The sequence below is a fragment of the Paenibacillus sp. P4_A7 genome (genome assembly GCF_056402455.1).
In genome coordinates this window covers 1-7071 of sequence record NZ_JBFUHJ010000291.1, presented here as the reverse complement: position 1 = coordinate 7071, position 7071 = coordinate 1, and the positions used below count along the sequence as shown (strand labels likewise).

The following is a 7071-nucleotide window of genomic DNA, read 5'->3' as shown; positions in this document are numbered from 1 at the left end:
AACCAAGCCTGTTCAGCTCTCTGACTGACTCTAAAATATGATTTCTTGACTGCAGATCAATACCTACCGTTGGTTCATCCATAATAATAAGCTTCGGACGATGCATAATAGCGCAAGCAATATTTAGCCGTCTTTTCATTCCGCCAGAGAAGGTGGACGGTTTATCCTTCGCCTTTTCCAGCAATCCGACGAACTGCAGCGCCTCATCCACTCTTTCCTTCAGCAACTTACCCCGAAGACCGTATAATTTCGCAAAAAAAGTAACGTTTTCTCGCGCTGTCAGCGTTTCATAAATAGCAAGCTCCTGCGGCACAAGACCGATTCTCCGCTTCACTTCAAGCGGCTGCTTGCGAATGGAATAGCCATCCACCGTTATGTCACCAGCGCTCGGTTCAAGCAAGCCCGACAGCATGTTAATAGTAGTGCTTTTGCCAGCGCCATTGGGCCCCAGCAACCCGAATATTTCACCCTCGCCAATATTAAAAGTAAGATGATTTACCGTTAAAGTCGAATCATATTTTTTTACAACCTCACGAAATGTTACGAGACTCATATTTGTTCATCCTTCCGGTTCGTTGTTTGATTATAAACCAATTGTATTGCATTTATTTCCTTTCAACAGGTCTACAAAGTCACCTTCTGAATATGACAAAAGTCACCTCTTGAAAATTAACAGCAACATGAATGTTAGATGAAAAGGCACTTATCCAATCGTTCGTCTCTATCAGATTATGCTATAATGAAGCAAATTCAGTTACGGGAGCTTGTCTGTATGAATATACTGCTTTACCGGATTAGAGTCTTGCTGATAATAGTACCTGCTATTTTAAGTATCCAAAATGTTGAACCTGGTTCGTATGCCATATATATAACATTTGTACTGCTTGCTCTTCTGAACATTAAAGCTGAAATCTTCTTCCCCCGTTCAACTAATCTTTTGTTAGTAATAGAGCTGATTGGCTTTTCATGGCTATCGGGCACATTTGGAGGGATCCTCTTTCTACTCCCGTTTTCTACATTAATTGCTGTTTTCCGAACAAAACCTGCGCCATTAATCAGCACAGCTTGGACCTCAGCCGGTTTCACTTTATTATTAATAGGCATATCGGATAGAGAAAATGAATTGATCATGGCAGTTCTAGTCCTTTGGACAGCTAATGCAGTAATTCTATATACGGTTAATCAGTTCGAGAATAAACACCATCAGGTGGAAGAGCTGTATGAGGCACTAGCATTAAGTCACGAGGAGTTAGAGGCGACTAGACGTAGAGTATTCGAGCATGCCTCGCAAATCGAGCACTACGCCCAAGCCGAGGAACGAAATCGAATCGCTAAAGATATTCATGACGACTTGGGTCATAGGCTAATCCGTGTGAAAATGATGTCTGAAGCGGCCATCCATTTATTTGACAGCGATGTGATTCGGGCTCGCGGCGTGGTGGAGCAAATCCGTGACCAACTACAAGAAAGTATGGAACGGATGCGAGTCACTGTCCGTAAGCTAGTTGCGTCAGACGAAGGTGAGGCCCGCCGATACGCGTTGGATCGAATCGTCGCTGAATCCGCAGAGGCACTAGGCATTGCCATAAGCTTTCAGGTACACGGATTGCCACGTCCTCTCTATCCGAGCATGGAGCTTATTTTGTTCAAAAATGCACAAGAAGCGATAACGAATGCTGTCCGCCACGGACAAGCCTCTGCTGTAACGGTTGATCTTGAATTTCTAAAGGATAACGTCGCTTTAAAAATATCCAATAATGGCGCTTTACCTACAGAGCCGTTTGAAGCAGGACTTGGTATGCGAGGAATGCGCGAGAGGATAGCACTAATTGGCGGAAAACTTGAATGGCAGCGATCGGAGCGGTTTTCAATAACGACCATCCTCCCATTGCTTGGTGAATAGAATGATTGTTGAGCCATTAGAATGGGGGAATCGATAGTTATGATTCAAGTCTTAGTAGTTGATGATGATCCTTTTATCCGAGAAAGCATGCAGGTTATTTTGGACTTAGACCAGGATTTACATGTAGCCGGAATCTGTAAGGATGGCAAAGAAGCAGCAGAATTCGTGCAGCAAAATCAGGTCGATGTTGTCCTTATGGATATACGTATGCCTGGCTGYGATGGCGTTGAAGGTACAAAGCGGATAAGAGCAATAGATCAACCACCCGCCGTATTAATACTAACGACCTTTGATGATGATGAATACATCGCGCAAGCTATTCGCAACGGCGCGAACGGCTATCTGCTCAAAAATGTATCGCCGAGCCGTATTATTAACGGGATTAAGACGGTGTACGAAGGTTCGATGCTCATTCATCCGGATATTGCCCGCAAGCTAGCCGGTATGCTTGAAACACCAAATGGGGAATCGGTCACCCCTGCCGCTCCTGCCAGCGGGTTTGAGCAAGCGAATAATTTCATTCCTGGACTAACACAAGCAGAGTTCCAAATTGTACGACTTATCGCTGATGGCCAATCCAATAAAGAAATTGCTGCTTCCCTTTTTTTGAGTGAAGGCACAATAAAAAACTATATTACAGAAATACTTGGAAAGCTCGAGCTTCGCGACCGAACTCAAATCGCAATATTTTATTTAAAACTCATACATCAATGAATGGACAGGAGAGAATATATCTATGACAATAGAGACGGTTTTACCGCAATTGAGCGGCTTTACACAAGCCGATTTTGACGTATTTCAATTAGAGGGACTTGAAGAACGAATGGCTGGCATTCAAGGGCTTATACAGCCAAAATTTCACGCAATCGGTGGACAGTTAAGTACTGATGTCGCCGTCTATGCAGGCAATGAAATGTATTTGCATGTTGCGAGACATGCAAGACGCAAAGTAAATCCACCGAAGGATACATGGCTTGCCATTTGCAACAATAAACGTGGCTACAAAGCACATCCGCACTTTCAGCTTGGCTTGTTCGATGACCATTTGTTTTTATGGCTAGCTCTTATCTATGAAGTGCCTAACAAAAAAAATATTGCGACAGCCTTTCTGAATCAAATAGATCAGGTTATTGCCACTGTCCCGAATGACTATGTCGTTTCGCTCGATCATATGAAGAAAGAATCGATAGCAGTTAGCAGCATGTCCARACAAGATTGGACCGATGCACTTGCTCGTTTCTGTGATGTACAGAAAGCAGAATTACTAATTGGCCGCCATGTTCCAGCAGGAGATGCTCTCCTTCAAGATGGCAATGCTCTTCTACAATTCGCTTCCACAACATACGAAAAACTAATGCCGCTCTATCGAATGGCTAATTTATAAAGTCATAAATAATGAAGAGGCTATCCGAGTGGTCATTGACCATGTAGGATAGCCTCTTCTCTTTGCATTATAGCTGCTTCGCGACTGCGGCCTCAGCTGCAGCATCATTCGTCACTATCGCACGTCTTTGCTTACGGGAAGTACGGAAGAACAGTAATTCATACACACATGGAACGATAATAAGTGTAAGCAGCGTAGCCGCTGTTAGACCGCCAATTACTACAATTGCAAGGCTTTGCGATACGATGCTCCCTGACTCATGCGACCCGAACACGAGCGGCAGCATGGCGCAGATAGTCGCTACAGCAGTCATTACGATTGGACGCATCCTAGTTGTTGCTGCTTCAATAAGAGCTTCTCGTATAGGCATCGTTTGTTCGTTCTGCTTCACGCGATCAATTAATACGATCGCATTGGTTACGACAATTCCGATGAGCATCAGCGCTCCGAACATCGCCGTGAAATCAGGCGTTACGCCAGATATTAGCAGGCCAGTCACAGCGCCGATTGCGGCCAGCGGCAGTGAGATCATGATCGCAAGCGGAGCTCGCAATGTTTTGAACGTAAGTACCATTATTAAATATACGATTCCGATGGAGATAAGCGCCGTCAACCCCAAGGAAGCAAAGTCACTCGATTGATCGGCCGACGCGCCGCCAACTACCAGGCTTACTCCTTCAGGCAGCTTAAGCTCTTTTGTCGCTTTAGTTATATCAGCGCCAACGACGGACAACTGGCTAGGTTCTGCATTAGCCGTAACCCGAATATACGCTTTTCCATCTTTGTGATAGTACAGACTTGCTTCCTCTGAACGTGTAAGCTTCGCTACGGATGATATAGGCACGGAACCCGCTTCCGTCATAACCGTTAATTGCTCCAACTCTGATTGTGTTTCTGGATTCCCAATCGGTTGAAGGATGACAGGAGTCTCACTATTCTCTAATCGGATCGAACCGATAGGCATGGGATTTATCATGCTCTGCAGCTGCATCGCGATTTCCTGACCGCTCGCCGCTGTTGGATCTACTTTAAACGAATAGACAGCTTTCTTCTCCTCTTGATTGCTTTCTACCTTAAGCACACCGTCAATCGGCTTTATTGCTGTCATAACCTGATCAGCCGCCAAGTTAAGCTGCTGCAGATCATCGCCAGTCACATCCATATAGATTTGCGAAGAGCCGCCACCCATAATTAAATCCATGGCTTTTACAGTAAGTGCAGCGTCTGGATAGTTATCCTTTTGCTGCTTAACAGCTTCCATAAATAACTCTGCATCAACGTTTTCTTTCAAATCAATCATAAACGTTACTAGTGTTGGGGAAGTGACCGAACCGTATTTCGCTGCTTCAGCGCTATTGCCGAGCATCATCATTACCCATTCCACTTTGTCGTCTGATGTTAAATAAGCTTCTAATCTTTTACCTGCCTCTTGTACCTCTTCGGCAGTCGTTTCGCTAGGATACTGCAAAGACACGTTAACATTCTCAGCACTGGAGGAATCTAGAGCCCCCTTCGGCATAAGTGCATATGCGCTTAACGATCCACCTAACAATACAATAGCTACTAGTAATGGTATCCATTTACGCTGCAAGTTCCAACGGATGAAGGATGCGAATTTCGGAGAACCTTTATGCTCCTTTTCCTTCGTACCTTTTAGTAAAACGGCACTTAGAATGGGCACAACTGTTAAAGCTACAAGCAATGAAGCGAGTAACGAATAAGCTACAGTAAGCGCGAATGGCAGCAAGAATGCTTGCAACGACCCTCGCAGTAATCCCATCGGTAAAAATACAGCAACTGTAACAAGTGTCGAAGACGTGATAGCCGCTGCAACTTCCTTCGTTGCGTCAATGATAAGCTGAACCGAAAAGGCTTCCTTCTGCAATCTCCTGTAAATATTTTCAATAACTACAATGCTGTCATCAACCAGTCGACCTACAGCAACGGCAACGCCGCCAAGTGTTATTATATTTAACGATACACCTGACAATTGAAGTAAATAAAGCGTAATTCCAAGCGATAATGGAATCGATACGATAGTTACAATTGTCGCCTTTATAKTTCTCATGAACAGTAGAATGACGATTGTGGCGAACAAAGCGCCAAGCAGCACTTCGCGCAGCATGCTATTGACAGAAGATACCACTGATTCTGAAGTACTGAGCATGATTGAAGCATCTATTCCGTCAACGTCTTCATTCAGACGGTTAATCGTTTTCTCGATGCCATCGCCAACCTTTACCGCATTAGCATTCGCTGATTTGGATACGGTGAATAAAATGGCGTCTTTCCCATTCATGCGGCTTATGCTTTCTTGGTTCTTTGAGAGCTCAACAGTCGCAACCTCCTCCAGCTTGACGCCAGCAGCTACAGGCAGCTTGCGAAGTGTTTCCAGATCACTTACTTGATCATACACATTTATATTACCAGCTGCCCCGTCAACATTCCGCTCGCCGAGTGAAGCCGATACACCCCGACCCTGAAGCACACCCATTAAGGCTTGAACAGGTATATTTCTTTCTTCTAGCTTTTTGATAAGTGGAGTAATATGGACGGTAGGCATTGATCTGCCTGTTACACTTACCTCACCGGCCCCCTCTGTTTTCTGCAGCTCAGTAGTTACAAGCTTTAGCTTTGCTTCCTTCTCCTGCTCACTCATCCCATCATCAAACGTTAATGTAACCCATGAGATAGGAATCATCGAAGTATTTAATTGAATGACAAATGGTTTCAATACATTATCAGGAAGCTGTACCTGTCCCACAAGTCGTTCCACTTCAGTTTTTGCTTCTTTCATATTCGTTTTGGAATCGAAATTCAAATTAATCTGCACATACCCATCACCGGAGGTAGAGAACATGCTTGTTTTTCCTTTTACAAGGGTTACAGCCTCTTCCAATGGATTTGTTACGAATTGCTCCATTGATTTCGCATCATTCCCAGGTCCAATGGCTGTTACCATGACCTGCGGATTATCAGCAGCCGGTAGAAATTCCATCGGTAATCTTAAATAACTAATTACCCCCATCACTAACGCCATAATAACAATTAGTATGATCGCTGCCTTGTTGCGAAACGACCATTCTGTCAGTTTACTCATCTTTTGCCGACTCCTTTTCCCTTTACGGTTATCTTTGTATTTGTCTTAATAATCATAAAGGAAGGAAATATTTTGAAAAAACGTCTAGAGTCTATATTTCACACTCGTCTATGGTCTTAGATCAACTACGACTTAAGACTGGGTAGCTTCGTTAAATATGTAGTGCTCTCTTCTCTTTATCACAACATTCAACTATTCTTATTAAAAGAACAAAAAATCCATAAGGCACTTTATTTGCATAGAAGGAGCGTGTTTATCAGTGATGACAAAACAAGCAATTACTTCAACGGCTATTCCTGCCTTCGACGTGAAGAATATCATTCGCAGGTTCGGCGATCACACTGTTCTTAATGGCATATCATTGTCCATTCCACGTGGGGAGCTGTTCGGACTGCTTGGTCCATCCGGCTCAGGAAAAACAACACTCATTAAGCTCATGACCGGCATTGACCGTACAGACGCCGGATCGATCAGCATGCTGGGCGAGCCGATTCCGCAATTGAAAATGCTACAGAAAATCGGATATATGGCACAAGCCGATGCCCTCTACAACGAGCTGACAGGCAAGCAAAACTTAGCTTTTTTTGGTGCACTATTCGGTTTAAAGGGGAAGAAGCTCCTATCCCGTACTCAAACCGTTGCTGAGTTAGTTGATTTAACAGATTACTTAAGCAAACCAATCAC

The 7071-nt window shown here is 44.0% G+C and carries 6 protein-coding genes; 4 read left to right on the top strand and 2 right to left on the bottom strand.

All coding sequences use genetic code 11. From position 1 onward, the window contains the following. On the bottom strand, nucleotides 1-553 hold a 553-nt coding region (locus tag AC1DWN_RS23965; protein WP_477561409.1), incomplete at its 3' end, for an ABC transporter ATP-binding protein. 219 nt (nucleotides 554-772) lie between these two features. Between AC1DWN_RS23965 and AC1DWN_RS23960 the strand changes: the two genes are divergently transcribed. From AC1DWN_RS23960 to AC1DWN_RS23950, 3 genes are read left to right on the top strand one after another with little or no spacing between them, the layout of a single operon-like run. Then, entirely contained in the window at nucleotides 773-1903 is a 1131-nt protein-coding gene (locus tag AC1DWN_RS23960) for a sensor histidine kinase (RefSeq protein ID WP_477561408.1), read from the top strand. Nucleotides 1904-1942: 39 nt separating this feature from the next. Continuing rightward, the gene (locus AC1DWN_RS23955) at nucleotides 1943-2617 is read left to right on the top strand and encodes a response regulator transcription factor (RefSeq protein WP_477561407.1); all 675 of its coding nucleotides are present in this window, start codon (nucleotides 1943-1945) and stop codon (nucleotides 2615-2617) included. A gap of 22 nt (nucleotides 2618-2639) precedes the next feature. Further along, nucleotides 2640-3287 carry a DUF1054 domain-containing protein gene (locus AC1DWN_RS23950; RefSeq protein ID WP_477561406.1) on the top strand — a complete coding sequence of 216 codons (648 nt, stop codon included), beginning with the start codon at nucleotides 2640-2642 and terminating at the stop codon, nucleotides 3285-3287. A gap of 67 nt (nucleotides 3288-3354) precedes the next feature. On the opposite strand, the gene AC1DWN_RS23945 is transcribed toward AC1DWN_RS23950, so the two are convergent. Further along, complete coding sequence (locus AC1DWN_RS23945; RefSeq protein ID WP_477561405.1) at nucleotides 3355-6387, bottom strand: efflux RND transporter permease subunit; 3033 nt, start codon at nucleotides 6385-6387, stop codon at nucleotides 3355-3357. Between the two features lie 262 nt (nucleotides 6388-6649). On the opposite strand from AC1DWN_RS23945, the gene AC1DWN_RS23940 reads away from it, so the two are divergent. After that, on the top strand, nucleotides 6650-7071 hold a 422-nt coding region (locus AC1DWN_RS23940; RefSeq protein WP_477561404.1), incomplete at its 3' end, for an ATP-binding cassette domain-containing protein.